Genomic DNA, 20,163 nt, shown 5'->3' on the forward strand with positions numbered 1-20,163 from the left:
ATTCTGATCGCCTCACAACCCATCGCCGGCCACGTGCTGCCGCTGCTGCCCATTGCCCGCGAACTCGTGCGGCGCGGACACACCGTCCGCTGGTACACCGGGGCCAAGTACGCCGCGCAGGTACAGGCGACCGGCGCCCGGCTGGAGCCGTTTGTACATGCCCGCGACTTCGACGACGCCGCCTTTGGCGCGAGCTTTCCCGGCCGCGACGAGCGGCGCGGCCTGCGCCAGCTGCACTTCGACATCCGGCAGATCTTCATCGGACAGATCGAGGCAGGGGTGCAGGACCTGCGCGACCTGCAGGCCCGCTGGCCCGCCGACGCCGTGCTGGCCGACCAGACGCTGGTGGCTGCGCTGCTGCATGCCGAGCAGGGGGGGCCGCCGTGCGCCCTGCTCGGCGTGCTGCCGCTGGGCATCCAGAGCCGCGACACCGCGCCCTTCGGCCTGGGGCTGGCTCCCTCGGCCACCACCTGGGGACGCGGACGCAACCGGGCGCTGCACTGGGCGGCGCAGTCGCTGATCTTCGGGGGCGCCACCCGGGACCTGAACGCGGTCTGCCGGCGGCTGAACCTGCCCCCCCGCGCCTTTGCTCCGCCGGTCTCGCCCCACCTGATGCTGCAGCCGACCGTGCCGCAGTTCGAGTACCCACAGAGTGACCTGCCCCCCCAGCTGCATTTCATCGGACCCCTCACGCCGCCGGCCCCCGCACACGCCGCCCTGCCGCCGTGGTGGCCGGAGATCGTCTCCGGCGGGCGGCCGGTGGTGCTCGTCACGCAGGGCACCCTGGCCACCGACGCGCGTGAACTCATCGTGCCGACGCTGCGGGCCCTGGCCCACGAACAGGTGCAGGTCATCGCCGCGGGCGTACGCGAGCGCCGGGTGCTGGACACGCTGCCGGCCAATGCCCACGCGGCAGCCTTCGTGCCCTTTGACGCCGTGCTGCCACACGTCTCCGTGTACGTGACCAACGGGGGCTACGGCGGCGTACAGGCGGCGCTGGCCCACGGCGTTCCGGTGGTGGCGGCCGGCCGCTCCGAGGACAAGACCGAGGTTGCCGCGCGGGTGGCCCACGCCGGCACGGGGCTGAACCTCAAGACCAGCCGCCCCACCCCCGAACGCCTTCGCCGGGCGGTGCTCGCCGTGCTCGGGAACAGTCCTCAGCGCGTGCGGGCGGGCGAACTGGGACGCGCGATGCGCGCGCACGACGCCCCCGCCGAGGCCGCCGCGCTGCTCGAGCAGCTGGCCCGCACCGGCCGGCCCGTCACACGCGCCGCCCTCATGGACTGATTCCGGCCCGTTGAAGCCGCCCGCGCACACTGCGCTGCAGCAGAGCCGGGTACAGATGCACCGGCACGGTCGTCAGCAGCAGCCAGCCGGCCGTATCGGGGGCCCCCCACCCGGCAAACCCCCCGCTCAGGGCCACGCAGACCAGCGCAAGCAGCAGGTGGCTGTATTCCGCCTCGCGGGTGGAGTGTTCGAGCCGGCGCAGGGACGCCCGGGTACCGTCAAAGCCCCGGGCGCGCTGCCGCACCCGCTCCCAGCCCACGGTACGCAGCAGCGTCCCGAAGGCACGCACGCCCAGGCGCTGATACAGCGCGTCCTCCCACCCGTGAACATGGAACCACCCTCCCCTCAGGCCCGGGCGGGCCGTGTGCAGCAGGTACAGCGCCCACCACATCAGCAGCACCTGAAGGCCCAGCACGAAGCCCAGGTGGTGAATCCCCATCACCCGGCCCCAGACCCAGGCCGCGCCGACCAGCGGCAGCGCGGCCAGCGCGACCCGGCCCCACGCCGCAGCCCCCCGGGTCCGGGCTCCATGCCCGACCATTTACGGCCGGTCCAGGGCGGCCGTGACCGACCGGCGACCGGCGTTGTGGGCCGGAAACACGCCGGCCAGCAGGCCCAGGGCCAGGGCGACCACCAGGGCCAGCAACGCCAGGCGGGGGGTCAGGGCCGCCGCGTCAATGCCCGCCAGATGCCGGGTGTATACATTGACGGCCCGGACCCCCAGCAGGCTCAGGCCCAGGCCGGCCACCCCTGCGGCCGCGGAGAGCAGCAGCGTCTCGGTCAGGACCAGCGCCCGCACGAAGGCCGGGCGCGCCCCGATGGCCCGCAGCGTCCCGAATTCGCGGGTGCGCTCGAACACACCCATCATCACCGTGTTCACCACCGACAGCCCACCCACGAGCAGCGCGATCACCGACAGCGCCCCGCTGAGCACGTCCGCGCTGCGCAGCACCTTGCCCACCGTTCCCAGCAGCTCTGCGCGGGTGCTGACCGTCAGGCCCTGTGGTCCCAGACGCGCGTTCAGGACGGCGGCGACCTGCCCGGCCTCGGCGGGGCGGCGCAGACTGACCGCCACGAGCGACAATTGATCTCCCGCTCCGAAGGCACGCTGCACGCTGTCCAGCGGCAGAAAGGTGAAGGTATCGGTCAGGGTGTTTCCGGCCTGCAGAATGCCCACCACGCGGGCGCGGCTGCGGCGGTTGACGGCCAGAGTGTCTCCCACGGTCAGCCCCAGGTTCTGGGCGGCGCGGGCACCCAGCACCGCCACGTCCTGCCCCTCATCCCCCGGGCCCAGCAGGCGCCCGCGCTGAATACGTACCCCCGTGAACACCGCCCCGATACCCGAAGCGGCCGGCAGGCCGTAGAACACCGCACTCTGGGCCGGGTCCAGAGACTGGCGCAGGCTGACCGCCACCGGCAGCAGGGTCTTCAGGCCCAGTTCCCCGGAGACGGCGCGCAAGTCGTCCAGCACCGCCGGGTCCAGGTCGGCGCGCGGCAACAAGTTGGGGGCCGATCCCACCGTCCGCGTCACCTGCAGGTCGGGGCCCACGCTGCCGAACACATCGGAGAAGACTCCACGCAGGCCCTCGCCCAGCGCCAGAAAGACCACCATGCTGCCCAGGGCCACCGCCAGCCCCAGCGCGGTCAGGGCGGCGCGCACCGGCCGGCGCAGCAGGCCCAGCGCGGCCAGCCGCCACAGGTCACCCGGCCTCACGCGGACTCCGGCCGGACGGAGGTGGGGGGCTGCCGCTTCACAACGGAGGGAACACGAAACACAGACGGACACACAGCAGCCGGATCACGAACGCAGGGTAGCGTCCCGAACATGAGGGGCCGCCATGTTCGCTGCCGTGGGCGGCCCAGTGCATCCAGGCCCCGCGCATCCGGGTGCAGCGCGTCCGGGTGCAGCGCGTCCGTGTTCAGCGCGTCCGTGTGACCTTGCTCAGCAGGGGCGGGGCGTCGGGGTCCAGCCCCCGGCCCAGGGCCAGGTGGCCGGCAAACAGGTAGAACGCCAGGGCGCTGGGCACCGGGTCGGTCAGGGCGTGGCCGGTGGGGGGGGTGGTCAGGGTGCTGCCCGCCGCCGGCCCCAGGGTCCGCAGGTCGGCTCCCGCCGCGCGCAGGTCGGCGTAAGCCGCCTGGGTGGCTGCCTCCGCCGCATCGGCCGGAGCGAAGCCCAGGAGCGGCAGGCCCTCGGCAAGCAGGCGCTTGGGACCGTGGCTGAATTCGGCGGCGCTGTAGGCCTCGGCGTGGATGCCGCAGGTTTCCTTGAGCTTGAGGGCCGCCTCCTGCGCCACCCCGTAGTGCAGCCCACGCGCGAGCACAAGCAGGTTCTGGGCAAAGGCGTAGCGGCCCGCCAGCGCACGGGCGGCGTCCTCCAGTTCCAGGGTGCGGCGCAGGGCCTCGGGCAGACCGTGCAGGGCGTCCATCAGGCCGCCGTGTGGGTTGAGGTGGGCGATCACGGGCAGCAGGGCCGTCAGACTGGCGAGGTAACTCTTGGTGGCCGCCACCGCCCGCTCCTCGCCGCAGCGCAGCGGCAATACGAACTCGGCCGTCTGCGCCAGATCACTGTCCTCCACATTCACCAGCGCGACCGTCAACGCGCCGGCCTCGCGCGCCATGTGCACGTTTTCCACCACGTCCGGGCTGGCCCCGGACTGGGACACCGCAATGACCAGCGCCCCGCTCAGGTCCAGCCGGGTGCCGTAGAGGGTATGAACGCTGGGTCCCAGCGAGGCGACCGGCAACGACAGCTGGGTTTCCAGCGCGTACTTCAACACCGTGCAGGCGTGGTCGCTGCTGCCGCGCGCCAGGGTCACGGCGTAGGGAGGGCGGCGTTCGCGCAGGGTGTGGGCCAGTTCCTGGGCCGCTCCGGCGTTGTGGGCCAGCTGCCGGGTGATCACCTCCGGGGCCTCGCGGGCCTCGCGCAGCATCAGGGGGTTGGCGGCCGAGGGAGCGGGGTTCATGCGTGACACTCCGGCAGGGGCATGGGCCGCCCGCCGACATACACGGCCCGGACACCCAGGTCGGCGTCGAGGACCACCATATCGGCGCGCCGCTGCGGCTCCAGCACGCCCCGGTCGCTCAGGCCCAGCGAGCGGGCGGGCACCGCGCTCAGCATGCGGCTGGCCTCGGGAAGCGGCACGCCCGCCTGCACGGCGTTGCGCAGGGCCACGTCCAGGGTCAGCACGCTGCCCGCGATGGTTCCGTCGGCCAGGGTCGCGCGGCCCCCGCGGACCATCACGGTCTGGCCGCCCAGTTCGCTCTCGCCGTCGCCCAGACCGGTGGCACGCATGGCGTCCGAGACCAGGGTCACGCGCTCCGGGGCGGCGGCGCGGGCAAGCAAAAAGGCGGTGGGGTCCACGTGGATTCCGTCCAGGATGATCTCCATGAAGGCGTGGGGGTCGGCGAGCAGGGCGCCGGGCACACCGGGGGTCCGGCCCTCGATGCCGCCCATCGCGTTGAACAGGTGCGTGGCACAGCTCGTGGCGCCCGCTGCCTGCAGGGCCTGCAAGAAGGCCGTGACGGTCGGGGCGTCTGCCCGCGTGTGCCCGATACCGATGCGCACGCCCTGGGCCGCCAGCGCCAGCGCCGCGTCCAGCGCCCCGGGCAGCTCCGGGGCCAGGGTCACGGCCCGCACCACGCCGAGGGCGATCACTTCGGCGATCAGGTGGGGCAGCGGCGACAGGGGACACGCGGGCTGGGCCCCCAGCCGCCCCGGACTGATGAACGGGCCTTCCAGATGGGCGCCCGGCACGTCGGCTCCGCCCGGCACGCCCTCGTCCATGATCTCGCGGACGCCGCGCAACGCCCCGATCACCGCGTCCCAGGGGTGCGTGATGGTGGTGGGCAGCAGCGTGGTGGTGCCGTGCAGGGCATGAAACCGGGCCACCCGCCGGACTGCGGCCGCGCCGTCCATGGTGTCTGCGCCGCCGCCGCCGTGGACATGGGCGTCGATAAAACCCGGCAGAATCAGCCGGTCCGTGGGTGCCTCGGGATCGGGCGTGATGTGGTCAATGCGGTCCGTGAAGGCCACGCGGCCCGCCAGCCACGCGCCCGAGGGCAACAGGACCTGTCCGGCCAGCGTGCGCGGCGCGGGGGGCCGCCGCCCTTCCCGGCCGGGGACCGCGGGCGGATCTGACCGGAAGGGCCGGGACCCGGAAGCGGCGCGGCGGACGGAGCTGAAAACGGCACCTGTGGTCATGGGAATCTCCTGCAGGACTTTGAAAATGAGTCCACATCACTGTAGGAGGTGTGGACGATTTTTTCCACTCCTGCACGCCGTGCCGGACGTACCCGCGGCCTGAATGGAGGGCACCCTCCAGGAAACACCGCACATCCTGGACACCGACCGGGCCGAATCCGCCAGAATGGGCCGCGACATGGCCGCTTCCCGAAAGACCAAGACCTCCAAAGCCGCCGCTCCTGAACCACAGGACTCGGTCCTCATCGCCCACCTGCGCCGTCTGGTCGAGGCCACCGGCCCCAGCGGTTCCGAGGAGGACGTGGTGCGCCTGATCGTGGAGGCGGCCCGGCCCCTGGCCGACGAGCTGAGCGTGGACGCCTTCGGCAACGTGGTGGCCACCCGCCACGCGGCCCAGCCCGGCGCGCGGCGCTGCGTCATCTCGGCCCACATGGACGAGATCGGGTTCCGGGTCCGGCAGATTGATCCGAACGGATTTCTGCGGCTGGAGAAGGTGGGCGGCATGGACGACCGCATCCTGCTCGCCCAGCGGCTGTGGGTCCGCACCGAAAACCAGCGTCTGCTGGGTGTGATCGGCACCCGAAGCGCCCACCTGCTCACCGACGCCGACCGCTCGGCCCTGGTGCCCACGACGCAGCTGTACGTGGACATCGGAGCGCGCAGCGCACAGCAGGCCGCCGAGATGGGCGTGCAGATGGGCGACCCTGCCGGCTTCGTGGGCAGCCTGGAGGAACTCGGCCGCGGCAGCGGGCGCTACACCGCGCACGCCCTGGACGACCGGGCCGGGTGCGCGGCGCTGCTCACCGTGCTGGAGGGCTACCGCGACGCGCCCCCGCCCGTGACGCTGGTGGCGGTCTTCTCGGTGCAGGAGGAGGTGGGCCTGCGCGGCGTTCAGGCGCTGGCGCGTCACCTGCAGGCCGATGTGGCCCTGGCCCTGGACATGACGGCGGCGGACGACACCCCCGAACTCGGAACGGCGCACCTGTGCCTGGGCGCCGGCCCCACGGTCAAGATCATGGACAATTCCACCCTGGCCCACCCGGCGGTCCGGCGCGGCCTGATGGAGGTGGCCCGGCAACAGAACCTCAGCGTGCAGCCGGAACTTCTGCGCGGCATCGGCACCGATGCGGGTGCGCTGCAGTACCTGGGCGGCGGGGTTGCGGCGGGGGCCGTCTCGGTGGTCAACCGCTACACCCACAGCCCGGTCGAGGTCCTCGACGAGCGGGACCTGGAAGAAGCCGTTGACCTGCTGCGCGGCTTCCTGAGCGCTCTGCCCGGGCTGGACCTGGGATTCCTGCCCCCGGACACGGCCGGAGAGTAAACACGACGCTGCCGGCGTGCGGGGCCCACGGCCACCCCACGCCGCCTAACTTTTGCTGGGGTCTTTTCCGTCCTGGGCCGGGGGCGTCGCCGGGAGGCCCAGCTCGTTGAATTCGCGCTCGGCCTCCCGCTTGATGGGGTTGGAGCGGGTGAGCAGCCCCTCCGCGGCACGGCCCGGCACAGCCCGGTCACCGGGTGTAGCGGCAGGGAGCAGACGGTTGCCCAGCGCCAGCACGTCGGCGGTGAGCTGCGGGGCGAGCGCCTGGGCGTGCTTCAGCAGCCACGCCGGCCCCCCGATCATGGCCTCGGCGTCGCCGCGCACCACGGCGTCCACCATACGCCGGGCGGCCACCTCGGCGTCCAGGGACAGAAACGGCAGGTTGTCCACGGTGGCGAACAGGGCGTATTCCCGCCGGTGCTGGCCCTTGACCTGGGCCTGCCGGGGACTGCCGGTGCGCACCACCGTCGGACACACCGTCGTGACCGTGACACCCTCGCGGGCCAGTTCGGCGCGGAACGCCTGTCCCAGACCGGTCAGGGCAAATTTGCTGAAGCTGTAGGAGGCGAGGTGGGGCACGGCCACCTTACCCCCCACCGAGGACACCATCAGCACCCGGCCCCGGCGACGGCGCAGTTCGGGCAGTGCGGCGCGGGTCAGACGCAGCGGCGCGAAGGCATTGACCTCCATGATGTCGCGGAAGTCCGCCTCGGTGATGTTTGCCAGCGGTCCGGTCTGGATCAGGCCCGCGTTGTTCACGAGCACGTCCAGGCGGCCGTGAGACCGAACCGCCTCTGCTACAGCTCGGTGCAGGTCAGCCTCACGGGTCACGTCACCGGTGACGGTCTGCACCCGGTCGCCCGCCGCCAGCCGAGCGGCGGCCCAGTCCAGGTCGGCGGCGGTGCGGGCCATCAGGGTGACCCGGGCTCCACGCGCCAGAAACTCGGCGGCCAGCGCCAGTCCCAGCCCGCGCGAGCCCCCGGTGATCAGCACGCTCTTCTCCGCCAGATCGTAGGCGGGGGTGGCCTGCCGCCGCAGGGCGAGGGCCAGGACGGCGGTGGCCAGAAGCAGACGTTTGGGAACTCGCATGGCCCGTATTGTGGAGATCCGGCGAACGGGCGGTTGATCATCTAAAGGGCGGCTCAACGCGGCCTCAGACCGGGAAGGGCCCGGTCCCGCAGAGGCCCAAGTCCAGCGGAGACCCCGGTGCGGCACACGGTCAGCCCAGCGGCAGGTCTTCCAGATGGGTCAGCCAGTCCAGCGGATGGTCGTAGACTGCCACCGCTTCCTCCAGCCGTGAATCGCCGCCGCAGCGCAGGGCGAGCGTGTCCACCCCGCTGCGGCGCGCACTCTCGATGTCGTAGGGCGTGTCGCCCACCATCAGGACCTCACCGGGCGACAGGCCCAGTTTGTTCAGCGCGGCCCGCACGATGTCGGGGGCCGGCTTGGAGTCCTCCTCGTCGGAGGCGGTGGTGCGCTCGGGCAACAGGTCGGCCACGTCCGCGCGGTCCAGCAGACTCTGGACGACGCTCTCTTCTCCCGAGGTCCCCACGATCAGCTTCAGCCCCTTGCGGCGCAGGGCCTCGACCAGCTCGCGTGCCCCCGGCTGCGGGCGCACATTCGGCAGCTCTCCCCGCTGAAAATGGTCCTGCCAACCCTGGCTGAGGCGCTCGTACTGCGGGGTGCCCGCCTCCACGCCGGTCAGCCGGGGAACCAGCTGGTCCCCCCCCCATGCCGATCAGCGGGCGCACCTCATCAAAATGCAGCGTGAAGCCCCCGTCCATAAAGGCGCGCACCCACGCGCGGGCATGGGCATCGTTGCTGTCCACCAGCGTGCCGTCCAGATCCAGAATCACTCCACGGTAAGGCGCCATGCCCTCCAGGCTAAGGGTCCCGTGCGGGACGAGGGGTTAGGCCCACTTGACCGGGACTTCACACCAGGATTGCCCCACACCAGGACAGGAACCAACGGCCGCGCCGTCCCCGGCGGAGAACGGCGCGGCACGGTCCAGCCCGGCTCAGGCCCAGGGGTCGAGGACCACTTTGATACAGCCGTCCTTCTTGTCGCGGAAGGTCTTGTATAGGTCCGGAGCCTGGCTCAGCGGGGCGCGGTGCGTGATGACGAAACTCGGGTCGATTTCGCCGCCCTCGATGCGCGACAGCAGCGGGCGCACGTAGCGGTGGGTGTGGGTCTGGCCCATCTTGAGGGTCAGCCCCTTGCCGAAGGCGGACCCGAGGGGCAACTTGTCCACCAGTCCGCCGTACACGCCCGGCATGCTGACGGTGCCTCCCTTGGCACAGCTCAGGATCGCCCAGCGCAGCGCGGTGATGCGGTCAAAACTCAGGCGCAGCTTCTGCTCGGCGGTATCCAGCAGCGCCCCGGGACCGTGGCCGTGGGCCTCCAGACCCACCGCGTCAATGGTGTGGTCGGGGCCGCGTCCACCGGTGGCCTCATGCAGGGCCACGAGAACGTCCTCACGCTCGTAGTTGATGGTCTGCATGCCCGCGGCCTCGGCCAGGGCCAGACGCTCGGGCACCCGGTCAATCACGATCACGTGGGCGGCCCCGAGCATCTGGGCGCTGCGGGCGGCGAACTGCCCCACCGGCCCGGCGCCGAACACGGCCACCACGTCACGGCCCGGCTGAATTCCGCAGTTCTCGGCGGCCTGATATCCGGTCGGGAAGATATCGGTGAGAAACAGCACCTGATCGTCGCGCAGGTCCGACTGGATCGGAAAGCAGCTCACGTCGGCAAACGGCACCCGCACGAACTGGGCCTGTCCGCCCGCATAGCCGCCGAACAGGTGCGAGTACCCGAACAGGCCGCTGGCACTGGTCGCGCCGTACAGCGCCTCGGCCATGCGGTGGTTCGGGTTGGAGTTGTCGCAGGCGCTGAACAGGCCGCGCTGGCATGGCTCGCACACCCCGCAGGCGAGGTTGAAGGGCATGATCACGCGGTCGCCCACCTTCACCTTGCTGACATCGCGCCCGACCTCGACGATCTCGCCCATGAATTCGTGGCCCAGAATGTCGCCCTTTTCCATGCTCGGGATGTAGCCGTCGAGCAGGTGCAGGTCCGAGCCGCAGATGGCCGTGGACGTGACGCGCACAATGACGTCGCTCTGCAGCAGCAGCGTGGGATCGGGAACCGTTTCAACGCCGATGTGGTTGGTGCCCTGCCATAAGACCGCCCTCATGCCTGGCCTCCCCGGCCTGCGTTCTGACCGGAGGACCCGGCCCGCCCGCTGCTCTGCCCCTGCGTGGTGGGATGAAACCCGAGTTCCTGTTCGCGTTTGAAGCGCATCAGGTCGTCGCGCAGCTGCTGCGACGGCTCCTGCCCGGCGATGCGTGCCACCAGGGCGCCGACGCTGCCGCCCGGCGGACGGTACGTAAGGCGCACGATCACCTCGGTGCCGCGGTCCCCGGGGGCGGGGCGAAACAGCACCTCGCCGCTGTTCTCGACCGCCGCGCCGGGCAGGGAACGCCACGCGATGCGGCGGCCCGGCTGATCGGCCGTCATCTCGGCCTCCCAGCTCACCTCACCGCCCGCATACCCGGCGGGGGCCTGAACGGTCCAGCGCGAGCGGCGCTCGTCGAGCACCTCCACCCGCTTCAGGTGCTTCATCAGCCTCGGCAGGCCGGCAAAGTCGCGCCATATGGCATACAGCTCGTCTGCGGGTTTGCCCACGGTCACGGCGTCGCCGACCAGCACATCGCCGTCCTCGTTCTGCCGGACCTTGAAGGCAGTCGCGACCGGGCTGCTGCCCGTGACCGCCACCGCAGTCAGTCCCGCGCCCAGGCCGCCCAGCACCAGCCGCTGCCACGCCGAACCGCCGCGCAGGCCCGCCGTGAGGAGAAAGACTCCCAGCGCCCCGACCACTCCGCGCTCGACCGCGGGCATGTGGGCCCCGGTGCTGCGGCGCCCCGGCGGAACGACCCGGCCCGACCCGGAAGGCGTCACTGGACCTCACCGACCTGTAGGTATGACATCGTTCCATTTGGGCGGCGGGGCCACGGCGCAAAGGTCGGGCAGTTCACCAACTCAGCGCCGGCTCAAGAAAAGGTGACGAAGCCGTGATCTGCGTCCTCATTCACCATGATTCCATCACGGCCACCCTCAGACACGAAAACGGGCCAGGAGTCCCTGGCCCCCGGTCCGCTGAACAGATGCTTCCTTGCCGCGCAGGGGCACTGGCTGATTGTTGTTGAGTTTAGGATTGGAGTTCAGGTCGCGTCGGGACGAGGGGCATGGACTGGAGCTGACCATCGTCAGCCACGGGGCCCGGATTCATGAAGCTAGCCTCCGCTTCGGGCCGGCCATCCCCAACAGGCTGCAGGTCACGGTGGACTTTCCCCGGCCCCGGGTGGGAGGAACGCTGGAATAGACACCCGGCGGTCCTGCACAACGTCCCAGTCAGCAGAGAAACGTCAAGCGCGGTTGACGGGGCGTCCATCCCGCTTTACGCTCTGGATATGTCCCCTGCGCCGCCGAGTGTGCTTTCCAGGGTCCGGGCGGTGCGCGAACAGTCCGGCGAGCGGCCCGGAGATCTGGCACAGCGGGCCGGAATTACCCGGCAGGCCCTGCATGCCATCGAAGCCGGCGTCTCGGTGCCGAGCACCGCCGTGGCCCTGCGCCTGGCACACGCCCTGTCCTGCCGGGTCGAGGACCTGTTCCAGTTGCCCACTCCGCCGTTGCCCGCACGGGCGCTGACGGTTCCGGCGTCCTTTCCCACGCGGGTACAGCTGGCCTACGTGGGGGAACAGCTGCTCGCCCTGCCCCTGAGCGGTGAGGGAGCCCTGACCCGGTCTGCCGATGGCGTGGGCCGCAGCGACCAAGAGGACGGTGCGCTCCAGGTGGACCTCCTGACCGATCCCACCGTGCTGCGCCGCAGCGCCGTGGTGGCGGGCTGCGATCCGTCGCTGGGCCTGCTGATTCCCCATGCGGCCCGACTCGCGCCGTCGGCACGGGTGCTGTGGCACGACCTGCCCAGCCTGGACGCCCTGCGTGCCGTGGCCCGGGGCGAGGCCCACGCGGCAGGCATTCACCTGCACGACCCCGCCAGCGGCGACCACAACCGGCCCTGGGTGGAGCGCGAGCTGCGCGGGCGCACGGTTCACCTGTTCACGCTGTGGACCTGGGAACAGGGGTTGATCGTGGCGGCGGGCAATCCCCGGCGGCTGCGCGCACCGGCCGACCTCGCACGCCCCGGCATCCGTCTGGCCAACCGCAACGTCGGGGCCGGCAGCCGGCTGCTGCTCGATGCGTGGCTGGAGACGGCCGGACTGGACGCAGCGGCCCGCCGGGCCTTGCCGGGCTACGACCGCACCCACGCCTCGCACCTGGCCCTGGCCCAGAGTGTGGCGCGCGGCGAGGCCGACGCCGGGCCGGGACCGCGCGCCGCCGCCCGGGCATGGGGTCTGGACTTCGTGCCGCTTCACCACGAACGCTTTGATCTCGCACTTCCCGCCGAGCATCTGGAGCATCCGGGGGTGCAGGCCCTGCTGGGGGGCGCCCGGCTGCCCGCCTTTCACGCCGAACTCGCCGCTCTGGGCGGGTACGATCCGCGCCACGCCGGAGAGCTGTGGCAGACCACCGCCTGAAACGGGTGCCGCCCAGGCCCCCATCCCCCACCAAGGAGTTCCCCTTGACCCCTCCCCCACTCAAATCCGCCCTGGGCGCGCTGCTGCTCTGCGCCCTTTCTGTCTCCTCGGTCGCCGGCGCCGAGCGCCTGACCGTCTTTGCGGCCGCCTCACTGACCGACGCCTTCAGCGAACTGGGCCGGGCCTTCGACGCCAGAACCGGCCATACCACCACCTTTCAGTTTGCCGGCTCGCAGACCCTGCGAACCCAGCTGCAAAACGGCGCCCGGGCAGATGTGTTCGCCAGCGCCAACAGTGCCCAGTTCACTCCGCTGGTGCAGGCTGGCCTGATTGGCCCGGGGCAGAATTTTGTACGCAACCGGCTCACGGTCATCGCCCCGAAGAACAGCCCGCGCGTGGGAACCCTGGCCGATCTGGTCCGGCCCGGCCTGAAGCTGGTGATTGCGGACGCGGCGGTGCCGGCCGGGGAATACACCCGGCGTATGCTCGCGGCCATAGACCGCGCGGGCACCTACGGGCCGGATTTCTCGGCCCTGTTTCTCAAGAACGTCGTGTCCCAGGAACCCAACGTGCGGCAGGTGGCCCTCAAGGTCCAGCTTGGCGAGGCCGACGCCGCCGTGGTCTACAGCACCGACGTGACCCCCGCCCTCAAGGAGAGTGTCCGCGTGGTTCCCCTGCCCAGCCGCTTCAACCAGACTGCGGCCTATCCCATTGGTGTGGTGGACCGGGCGGGCAGTCCCCAGGCCGCCCGGTCCTTCGTCCAGTACGTCCTCTCGGCACAGGGGCAGAAGATCATGCGCAAATGGGGCTTTCTCAGCCCTCAATGACGTGCCGCTGATGTCCCGCTCATCCGTGCGGCCCCGGTTCCCGTCTGCTCTGCCTGCCCTGACGGAACGCGGTTCCCTGGCAGCCACGCCCGGAGCCCCATGATCGTCCGTACGCCCCCAACGAGTCCGCCCCTCTCCCGGCCAGCCCGGCCCCCCGTGCTGCTCGTGGCCCTTTCGGTGCTGCTCGTCCTGTTTCTGGTCTTGCCCACCGCCGCGCTGCTGGCCCGGGGGCTGACCCCCACCCTGCTGCCCACCCTGGCCAGCCCGGCAGTGCTTGACGCCCTAAGGGTCAGCCTGGTCACCACCCTGACCACCCTGGCCCTGACGGTGGCCCTGGGCACACCGGTGGCCTTTCTGCTCGCCCGCTACCGGTTTCCGGGCAGCACTGTGCTCGATACCCTGCTGGACCTGCCGGTGGTGCTGCCGCCCGTGGTGGCGGGGGTAGGGTTGCTGCTGACCTTCGGGCGCACGGGCCTGCTGGGAGCGCCGCTGGAACTCGCGGGCATCAGCGTGGCGTTCAGTCCCCTGGCGGTGGTGCTCGCCCAGCTGTTTACCAGCGCGCCGTTCTATGTCCGGGCGGCCAAGGCTGGTTTTCTGGCGGTGGACCGCGATGTGGAGGCCGCTGCCCTCACCGACGGAGCGTCACGCTGGGCCGCGTTCTGGCTGGTCACATGGCCCCTGGCCTTTCCCTTCCTGCTCGAGGGGCTGGTCCTTTGCTGGGCACGGGCCCTGGGCGAATTCGGCGCCACCATTCTGTTTGCCGGCTCCCTGCAGGGCCAGACCCGGACCGTCACGCTGGCCATCTACTCCGCCCTGGAAAGCGACCTTGCGCCCGCCCTGGTCCTCTCGACCGTGATGGTGGTCGTGGCCTTCGGGCTGCTGCTGACCGTGCGTTTGCTCGCCAGCCGCCACCCCTCCTCCTGAGGCCCATGCCGGATGTCCATGCCCGCACCTCAGAGCGGTCTGCCAGTCATCTCAGAAAAATTCCGCACCAGATCACAGCCTTCATAACGCCTTCATGAAGGCTGCATCAGAAAGCGTGCGTGTTTTGTCAGACGTCAAAAAGCATGCTGGTCAGGATCGGCCATATTCGTATTGCCATATTTTTAAGGAGCGTGCCACAGATGTCCAAGATTTCTGCCGTCAGCCTGCTGTCCCTCGCCCTGCTGAGCGCCTGCTCCAGCACCTCACCTACCGCTCAGGCGCCCGCTGCCGCACGGTTCGCCCACATCGCCTCGGTGCAGCTGGAGCCCGGTGACACCGCGCAGGCGCTGGCCAAGGCCGTCGGCGGCGAGGTCCTGGAGTGGAAGACTTCCGGCTGCGCGGCGGATGACAGCGACAACTGCGTGGCCCTGATCGGCTTTAACCAAAAACTTGGTGCCCAGAACCTGCGCGCCCTGGGTGGACGCACGGTGTTCATCGAGCCGAACCGTGATGTCTTCAGTGGGGGCGGCATCATGACCGCGACCATGGGCGGCAAGGCCACGATGTGGGCCGGCGGAAAAGCCACGATGTGGGCAGGTGGCAAGGCCACGATGTGGGCCGGCGGTCAGTTCGCTCCCATCCCAGAAAACACCGCGCTGTGGCAGAAGATCGGTCTGCAGCAGGCCCAGCTTCAGGCTCCACAGCTCGGCGCAGGCGTAACCGTGGCCGTCATCGACACGGGCGTGGACCTCGTGCACCCTGCCTTTACCGAGGCCTTTACCGATCCGTCCACCTGGCGCGATTTCTACGCGGATGACGGCATTCCACAGGAAGAAGGTAGCTTCGGCGTGGGCGGTTACGGCCACGGCACCAACATCACCGGAATCATCCTGCAGGTGGCGCCGGGCGTGAAGATCATGCCCCTGCGGGTGCTGGGACCAGACGGTTCGGGTGACGTGATCATGGTGGCGCAGGCCATCGAGTGGGCGGTGGCTCAGGGGGCCCAGCTCATCAACCTGAGTCTGGGCAGCACCGAGGAATCGAAGGTGATCGGCAACGCCATCAAGAAGGCCTCCAAGGCCGGAGTGGTTGTGGTGTCGTCTGCCGGGAACGACAATAAGGACAGAATCACCTATCCAGCGGCCAGAATGGACAAGGAGTGGGGCGTCAGCGTGGGCAGCGTGAACCTGAATGACGTTAAATCCACCTTCTCCAACTATGCCAAGGAGCTGGACATCGTGGCCCCCGGTGAACAGGTTTATGCACCGGCTCCGGAAGGCCGCATGGCCGCGTGGAGTGGCACGTCCATGGCCGCTCCGATGGTGACCGGCGGACTGGCCCTGGAGCTGAGCAAGAACCTGAACAAGACGGGGAAGAAAGACAAAGACAAGGCCGACAAGGTGATCGAGCAGCTGCTCAAGAACACCAAAGAGATCAACGAAATCGCGGACAACAAACCCTTCAAGGACAAACTGGGCAAAGGCCGCCTGGATCTGGTGCAGTTTTTGAACGCCGACCAGGACGATTGAGGCTCAAAGGCGGTGACCATCAGCCACCACCCCGTTTCACCCCCACCGATGAAGGCGCCTCTGACCCAGCTGGAGGCCCTTCAACGGGCCATTCCAGAACTGTTGACTGTTGATCCGGCACAGGCCCTGGCCCTGGCCCAGACCTGCTGTGGACTGAGCGCCGAACTGGACGCCGCACAGCACAGCACCAGCCAGCTGTTGCTGGGCCGCGCCCTTCAGGCCAACGTACAGATTCAGGAAGCCCTGGAGGTGTTCCAGACTTCTGCCAATACCTGCAGCAGTCTGGGGCTGGCGGCTCAGGAGGCTGAGGCCCGGAGTCTGGCCGGCAAGGCCTGCATTGACCTGGGCCAGTTCGATGACGCGTCCAGGGAATTGCAGAGCGCGGTGGCGTTGGCCGCCGACATCCCTTCAGCAATCTCTATCCATGCCACGGCCCTGAATCATCTGGCTGTTGTCAAGCACCACCAGGGGCAGGCAGCAGAAGCCCTGCAACTGATGCACCGGGCCCTGCAGTTGCGGGAGCAAGAGGGAAATGCCACCGGGCAGATTCACTGTTTGACCAATATTGGTGGAGTTCAGATGTGGTTGGGACAATACGGGGACGCCATCAAGAGTCTGACCCAGGCATACACGTTGTATAAGACTCAGCCCGCCGATCCCAAAGTAGAAACACCCATTCTGCACAATCTGGCCCACGTTCACAGCATGAACGGGGATATCGAGCTGGCCATCGAGGTCATGGAGGCGGCGTATCAAGCAGCCATTGCGACCCATGAGGGACGCACCCAGGCACTCGCCAGCCTTAACCTCGGCGGGTTCTGTCTGGATGCCGGACAATTCGAGCGGGCTCAGGAATATCTTCAAGCGACCCTGGACCTAAGCCGACAGATCCAGTTTCAAGTTGGTGAGATGCACGCCCTGGACAGTCTGGGAACCCTGTATCAGAAAATGCATGAGCCTGAACAGGCGCGTGAGGTCCTGCAGGCGGCCCTGAACATCGCCATAGAGATCGGGGCAAAACAGGGCGAACTGGAAGCCCGCCTGCAGCTGGGCCGCCTGCACCTGACCGAAGGTGACCTGGAAGCGGCCCAGAGGGAACTCGGAACCAGTCTGGAACTCTCGGTCAGCATTCAGTCTCCCAAGGAAGAGGCGGCGGCCAACGAAGCGCTGGCCGAGTTGTTCGAGCGTCAGGGCCAGCCCATATTGGCCCTGAAACACAGCCGTGAACTCACGCACATAGAACGCGAGCTGTTCAACGCCGAACGTGACCGCCAGACCCGCAACCTCAGTATTCAGTTCGAGGTCGAGCGGGCCCGGCACGACACCGAGATTTACCGCATGCGCACCGAACTGGAGCAGGAGGGACGTGAGCGGGCCGAACACCGCGTGCGGCAGCGCACTGCCGAACTCGCCCGCGCGCAGCAGGAAGTGGTCACGCGCCTGGCCATGGCCGCCGAATACCGCGACGACACCACAGGAGAGCATACCCGGCGGGTGGGCCGGACGGCGGCCCGCATCGCCCTGGCCCTGGGCTGGCCGGAAAACCGCGCCGCCGTGCTGGGCATTGCGGCGCGGCTGCATGACGTGGGCAAGATCGGTATTCCCGACAGCGTGCTGCTCAAGGCAGGCAAGCTCGATACAGCGGAGTTTGCCCACATGCAGACCCACACGCTGATCGGCGCGCGCATTCTGTCAGGGGGACGCTCGGAACTGCTGCGGATGGCCGAGGAAATCGCCCTGACCCACCACGAGCGCTGGGACGGCACCGGATATCCGCGCGGCCTGCACGCCACCCAGATTCCGCTGGTGGGCCGCATCGTGGCCATTGCCGACGTGTTCGACGCCCTAACCCAGGCCCGTCCCTATAAAGCCGCCTGGACCCCACAGGACGCCGTGAACGAGATTCGCAAGCAGACGGGCAGCCACTTTGATCCGGACGTGGTCGAGATTGCCGTGCCCATCCTGCTGACGCCCGATTCCCCGGATGGGGATTTTTCAGAGGAGAACATGCCGCTGGCGCAGGAGGAAGCCAATCATGTTCTGACGGTGTTTGAGCAACTTCTCGTCGAGCGCACCCGTGATCTGGAGCTGGCCCGCGAGGAAGCCGAACGTACTGCGTCCCACATGCAGCGCATGGCCCTGACCGACAACCTGACCGGCCTGGGCAACCGCTGGGCTTTTGAACAGACGCTGGAACAGACGTTGAACGAGGCCATCAAGCATGACCGGTCTTTTTCGGTCATTTCCTTCGACCTTGATGGGCTGAAGGCCATCAACGATACACACGGCCATGAACAGGGAGACCGGTTCTTGCAGTGCTTTGCCAGAGCGCTTGCGGCGGCCTTCGCCCCTATTGGCCTGGCATACCGCATCGGCGGCGATGAGTTCGCCGTGGTAAGCACCGAGCCGCAGGAGCTGCCGATTCTGCGCGGCCTGCTGGAGCAGACGCAAGACCAGATGCGCCACCAGGGGTTTAAGGCGGCCAGCGCCAGCATGGGCAGCTCGGTGTATCCCCACGACGCCCGAACCGCCGGCGATCTGCTGCGCCTGAGCGATCAGCGAATGTACCAGACCAAATTGCGCCGCCGGCAGCAGGGCCGGTAAGACTGCAGGGCCGCAGACGGACCCAGAAACGACGGGCCCAGAAACAAAGATGAGGCGAGGCCTTTAGGAAGTGGGGGATGACACCGGCCCGCTGCCGGCAAAAACGGATTTTGACCACCCCACGCAGTCATACAATGATCCACCCGGCAAACCCGGAGCGGTAGAGTCTGGCAGGGACTCCTGAAGGCGGCGCAGCACCTGCTGTGCAGACCCGCGCGACTCCAGAAAAAGGACATTCATGACTGTTGACCGGCCCCAAGACCTTGACCTCTCTTCTCTCCTCCGGGTACTGAGGCGTGCGGCGCTGCCCATCCTGATCGTGGCGCTGGCCGTGTCCACCCTCGTCTATTTCTACTCCAGCACGCGGCCCGCGGTGTATCAGGCCACGGCGAGTCTCTCGGCCCTGCCCACCAGCGGCGGCAACAGCGTGATCAACAACACGCTGGTCACGGCGCCGCAACTGCCGCCCGGCGTGGTCGCCCGGGCCATGCGCAGCCCCGCCGTGGTGGACGGCGCGGTGAGCCGCCTGCAGGCGGCCGTGCCCGACAGTCCGGCCCGGCGCGCCTTCGTGGAGGGTCTGCAGCTGGAAGCGAGAACCGGGCGGCGCGAACTGGTGCGCCTGAGCACCGATGTCAACCAGGACTTCGTGGGCGTCTACGAGATCAGTGCGCTGGCCGCCACCCCCCAGCTTGCGCAGGCGGCTGCCAACAGCTTCTCGGCGTCGCTGCTGGAGTGGGACCGGCAGCGCGCCCTGACCGGCATCACCCGCGCCCGCCAGAACCTGGTGACCCAGCGCGCCGACCTGACGGCCCGCATCGCCCGCGGAGGCAACGCGCTGGATCTGCGCACCCTGGAGCAGCTGCGGCTGGACATCGTCGAGCGGCTGCAGCAGGTGGAGGTGCTGGAGCAGACCGTCAGCGGAACCCTGAACGCGCTGGCCTCCGCGACGCCGCCGACCGACCCGGCCGCCCCGCGGCCCCTGCGCGACACCCTGCTGAGTTTCGCCGCCTGTGTGTTCTTCGGGACTCTGCTGGCGTTCGCGCTCGATCAGATGAAGCAGCGCATCCGGGGGCTGGAGGACCTGCGCAGTTTTGGGCTGCCGGTGCTGGGGACTCTGCCGCCCCTGCCCTTTCGCAGCGCCGATCCCACCCGCGTGATTCAGGCCATCCGGCACGGTCTGTTCCGGGAACAGATGGAATTCGTGCGGGTCGGCGTGATGTCCAGCCTGGGCAACCTGCCCTCCTCGCCGATCATCGTGGTGTCCAGCGGGCAGGTAGGCGAGGGCAAGAGCACCGTCACCGCCGGACTGGCCTACACCATGGCCGAACACGGCATGCGGGTCCTGGTGGTGGACGCCGACATTTTCCGTCGCCGGCAGGAAAACCTGTGGCTGGCGGCGTCCCGGGGCCGCGAAGCCCAGACGCATCAGATGGGCGAACATCAGCTGCGGACCGGAGTGGCCGATGGCATCGATCTGCTCACCGTGCAGACCTCCACCCTGAACACGCCCATGCTGGAATTGACCGTCCGCACCCGCAGCCGCGATTACGATGTGGTGCTGGTGGACACGCCCCCGGTGCTCAAGATCGCTGACACGCTGGTGCTGGCCAGTCATCTGGACGGCTTGGTGGTCGTCACCGATCCACAGACCTCACACGCGCAGATCCGCCGGGTGATCGAGGACACCGGGCGTCTGGGTGTTCCGGTCCTGGGCCTGGTGCTCAACCGGTTCCGCGAGACCAGTGGACAGAGCGAGTACACCTACGCGTCGCTCGGCCAGGAACCCCAGCCGCCCCGCAGCGTGGGGAGCCGGGGATGAGGCGGCATACGTGGGCATACCCCCTGACCGCTTCCACCGCACCGGGCAGCAGC

The 20,163-nt window shown here is 69.1% G+C and carries 16 protein-coding genes; 8 read left to right on the forward strand and 8 right to left on the reverse strand.

All coding sequences use genetic code 11. The annotated features are described in order from the left end of the window. Positions 1–33: 33 nt before the first annotated feature. The gene (locus IEY21_RS01700; RefSeq protein ID WP_229752782.1) at positions 34–1,287 is read left to right on the forward strand and encodes a glycosyltransferase; all 1,254 of its coding nucleotides are present in this window, start codon (positions 34–36) and stop codon (positions 1,285–1,287) included. On the opposite strand, the gene IEY21_RS01705 is transcribed toward IEY21_RS01700, so the two are convergent. The 4 genes from IEY21_RS01705 to IEY21_RS01720 form a co-directional block, all read right to left on the reverse strand. Then, positions 1,277–1,828 carry a glycosyl-4,4'-diaponeurosporenoate acyltransferase CrtO family protein gene (locus IEY21_RS01705; RefSeq protein ID WP_188900710.1) on the reverse strand — a complete coding sequence of 184 codons (552 nt, stop codon included), beginning with the start codon at positions 1,826–1,828 and terminating at the stop codon, positions 1,277–1,279. The two genes, IEY21_RS01700 and IEY21_RS01705, sit on opposite strands and share 11 nt — an antisense overlap. Further along, a complete protein-coding gene (locus IEY21_RS01710; RefSeq protein ID WP_188900713.1) occupies positions 1,829–3,001 on the reverse strand; it encodes an ABC transporter permease in 1,173 nt (390 codons plus the stop codon). It abuts the gene before it with no gap. Between the two features lie 205 nt (positions 3,002–3,206). Beyond that, a complete protein-coding gene (locus tag IEY21_RS01715; RefSeq protein ID WP_188900715.1) occupies positions 3,207–4,250 on the reverse strand; it encodes an SIS domain-containing protein in 1,044 nt (347 codons plus the stop codon). Continuing rightward, on the reverse strand, positions 4,247–5,488 hold the full coding sequence (locus IEY21_RS01720) for an N-acetylglucosamine-6-phosphate deacetylase (protein ID WP_188900722.1): 1,242 nt from the start codon (positions 5,486–5,488) through the stop codon (positions 4,247–4,249). Before IEY21_RS01720 ends, IEY21_RS01715 begins: the two co-directional genes overlap by 4 nt. Positions 5,489–5,591: 103 nt before the next feature. On the opposite strand from IEY21_RS01720, the gene IEY21_RS01725 reads away from it, so the two are divergent. Further along, positions 5,592–6,809, forward strand: coding sequence for a M42 family metallopeptidase (locus IEY21_RS01725; RefSeq protein WP_229752784.1), 1,218 nt, complete (start codon positions 5,592–5,594; stop codon positions 6,807–6,809). A 45-nt stretch (positions 6,810–6,854) separates the two neighbouring features. On the opposite strand, the gene IEY21_RS01730 is transcribed toward IEY21_RS01725, so the two are convergent. From IEY21_RS01730 to IEY21_RS01745, 4 genes are all read right to left on the reverse strand, one after another. After that, positions 6,855–7,895 carry an SDR family NAD(P)-dependent oxidoreductase gene (locus IEY21_RS01730; protein ID WP_188900724.1) on the reverse strand — a complete coding sequence of 347 codons (1,041 nt, stop codon included), beginning with the start codon at positions 7,893–7,895 and terminating at the stop codon, positions 6,855–6,857. A 130-nt stretch (positions 7,896–8,025) separates the two neighbouring features. Then, positions 8,026–8,502, reverse strand: a complete 477-nt coding sequence (locus tag IEY21_RS01735; protein ID WP_229752785.1) for an HAD family hydrolase — start codon at positions 8,500–8,502, stop codon at positions 8,026–8,028. 322 nt (positions 8,503–8,824) lie between these two features. Continuing rightward, positions 8,825–10,003, reverse strand: a complete 1,179-nt coding sequence (locus IEY21_RS01740) for a zinc-dependent alcohol dehydrogenase (protein WP_188900726.1) — start codon at positions 10,001–10,003, stop codon at positions 8,825–8,827. Beyond that, a complete protein-coding gene (locus tag IEY21_RS01745; protein WP_188900728.1) occupies positions 10,000–10,707 on the reverse strand; it encodes an SRPBCC family protein in 708 nt (235 codons plus the stop codon). The genes IEY21_RS01740 and IEY21_RS01745 overlap by 4 nt, the downstream gene beginning before the upstream one ends. A 572-nt stretch (positions 10,708–11,279) precedes the next feature. Between IEY21_RS01745 and IEY21_RS01750 the strand changes: the two genes are divergently transcribed. The 6 genes from IEY21_RS01750 to IEY21_RS01775 all read left to right on the forward strand — a co-directional run bounded on the left by IEY21_RS01750 (position 11,280) and on the right by IEY21_RS01775 (position 20,110). Then, positions 11,280–12,407 carry an XRE family transcriptional regulator gene (locus IEY21_RS01750; protein ID WP_188900730.1) on the forward strand — a complete coding sequence of 376 codons (1,128 nt, stop codon included), beginning with the start codon at positions 11,280–11,282 and terminating at the stop codon, positions 12,405–12,407. A gap of 44 nt (positions 12,408–12,451) precedes the next feature. Next, positions 12,452–13,234 carry a molybdate ABC transporter substrate-binding protein gene (gene modA / locus IEY21_RS01755; protein WP_308424808.1) on the forward strand — a complete coding sequence of 261 codons (783 nt, stop codon included), beginning with the start codon at positions 12,452–12,454 and terminating at the stop codon, positions 13,232–13,234. Between the two features lie 99 nt (positions 13,235–13,333). After that, positions 13,334–14,158, forward strand: a complete 825-nt coding sequence (locus tag IEY21_RS01760; RefSeq protein WP_188900732.1) for an ABC transporter permease — start codon at positions 13,334–13,336, stop codon at positions 14,156–14,158. A 200-nt stretch (positions 14,159–14,358) separates the two neighbouring features. Beyond that, positions 14,359–15,687 carry a S8 family peptidase gene (locus tag IEY21_RS01765; protein ID WP_188900735.1) on the forward strand — a complete coding sequence of 443 codons (1,329 nt, stop codon included), beginning with the start codon at positions 14,359–14,361 and terminating at the stop codon, positions 15,685–15,687. Positions 15,688–15,735: 48 nt separating this feature from the next. After that, a complete protein-coding gene (locus IEY21_RS01770) occupies positions 15,736–18,291 on the forward strand; it encodes an HD domain-containing phosphohydrolase (protein WP_188900737.1) in 2,556 nt (851 codons plus the stop codon). A 238-nt stretch (positions 18,292–18,529) separates the two neighbouring features. Further along, a complete protein-coding gene (locus IEY21_RS01775) occupies positions 18,530–20,110 on the forward strand; it encodes a P-loop NTPase (protein WP_188900739.1) in 1,581 nt (526 codons plus the stop codon). Positions 20,111–20,163 lie beyond the last annotated feature (53 nt).

Origin of the sequence: Deinococcus aerophilus (genome assembly GCF_014647075.1) — a bacterium.
Classification (GTDB): Bacteria; Deinococcota; Deinococci; order Deinococcales; family Deinococcaceae; genus Deinococcus; species Deinococcus aerophilus.

Coding starts and splice junctions, on each gene's coding strand:
- IEY21_RS01775 (WP_188900739.1), top strand. CDS start 18,530: ATGACTGTTGACCGGCCCCAAGACCTTGACCTCTCTTCTCTCCTCCGG.
- IEY21_RS01770 (WP_188900737.1), top strand. CDS start 15,736: ATGAAGGCGCCTCTGACCCAGCTGGAGGCCCTTCAACGGGCCATTCCA.
- IEY21_RS01730 (WP_188900724.1), bottom strand. CDS start 7,895: ATGCGAGTTCCCAAACGTCTGCTTCTGGCCACCGCCGTCCTGGCCCTC.
- IEY21_RS01720 (WP_188900722.1), bottom strand. CDS start 5,488: ATGACCACAGGTGCCGTTTTCAGCTCCGTCCGCCGCGCCGCTTCCGGG.
- IEY21_RS01715 (WP_188900715.1), bottom strand. CDS start 4,250: ATGAACCCCGCTCCCTCGGCCGCCAACCCCCTGATGCTGCGCGAGGCC.
- IEY21_RS01745 (WP_188900728.1), bottom strand. CDS start 10,707: ATGCCCGCGGTCGAGCGCGGAGTGGTCGGGGCGCTGGGAGTCTTTCTC.
- IEY21_RS01765 (WP_188900735.1), top strand. CDS start 14,359: ATGTCCAAGATTTCTGCCGTCAGCCTGCTGTCCCTCGCCCTGCTGAGC.
- IEY21_RS01740 (WP_188900726.1), bottom strand. CDS start 10,003: ATGAGGGCGGTCTTATGGCAGGGCACCAACCACATCGGCGTTGAAACG.
- IEY21_RS01725 (WP_229752784.1), top strand. CDS start 5,592: ATGGAGGGCACCCTCCAGGAAACACCGCACATCCTGGACACCGACCGG.
- IEY21_RS01750 (WP_188900730.1), top strand. CDS start 11,280: ATGTCCCCTGCGCCGCCGAGTGTGCTTTCCAGGGTCCGGGCGGTGCGC.
- IEY21_RS01760 (WP_188900732.1), top strand. CDS start 13,334: ATGATCGTCCGTACGCCCCCAACGAGTCCGCCCCTCTCCCGGCCAGCC.
- IEY21_RS01705 (WP_188900710.1), bottom strand. CDS start 1,828: ATGGTCGGGCATGGAGCCCGGACCCGGGGGGCTGCGGCGTGGGGCCGG.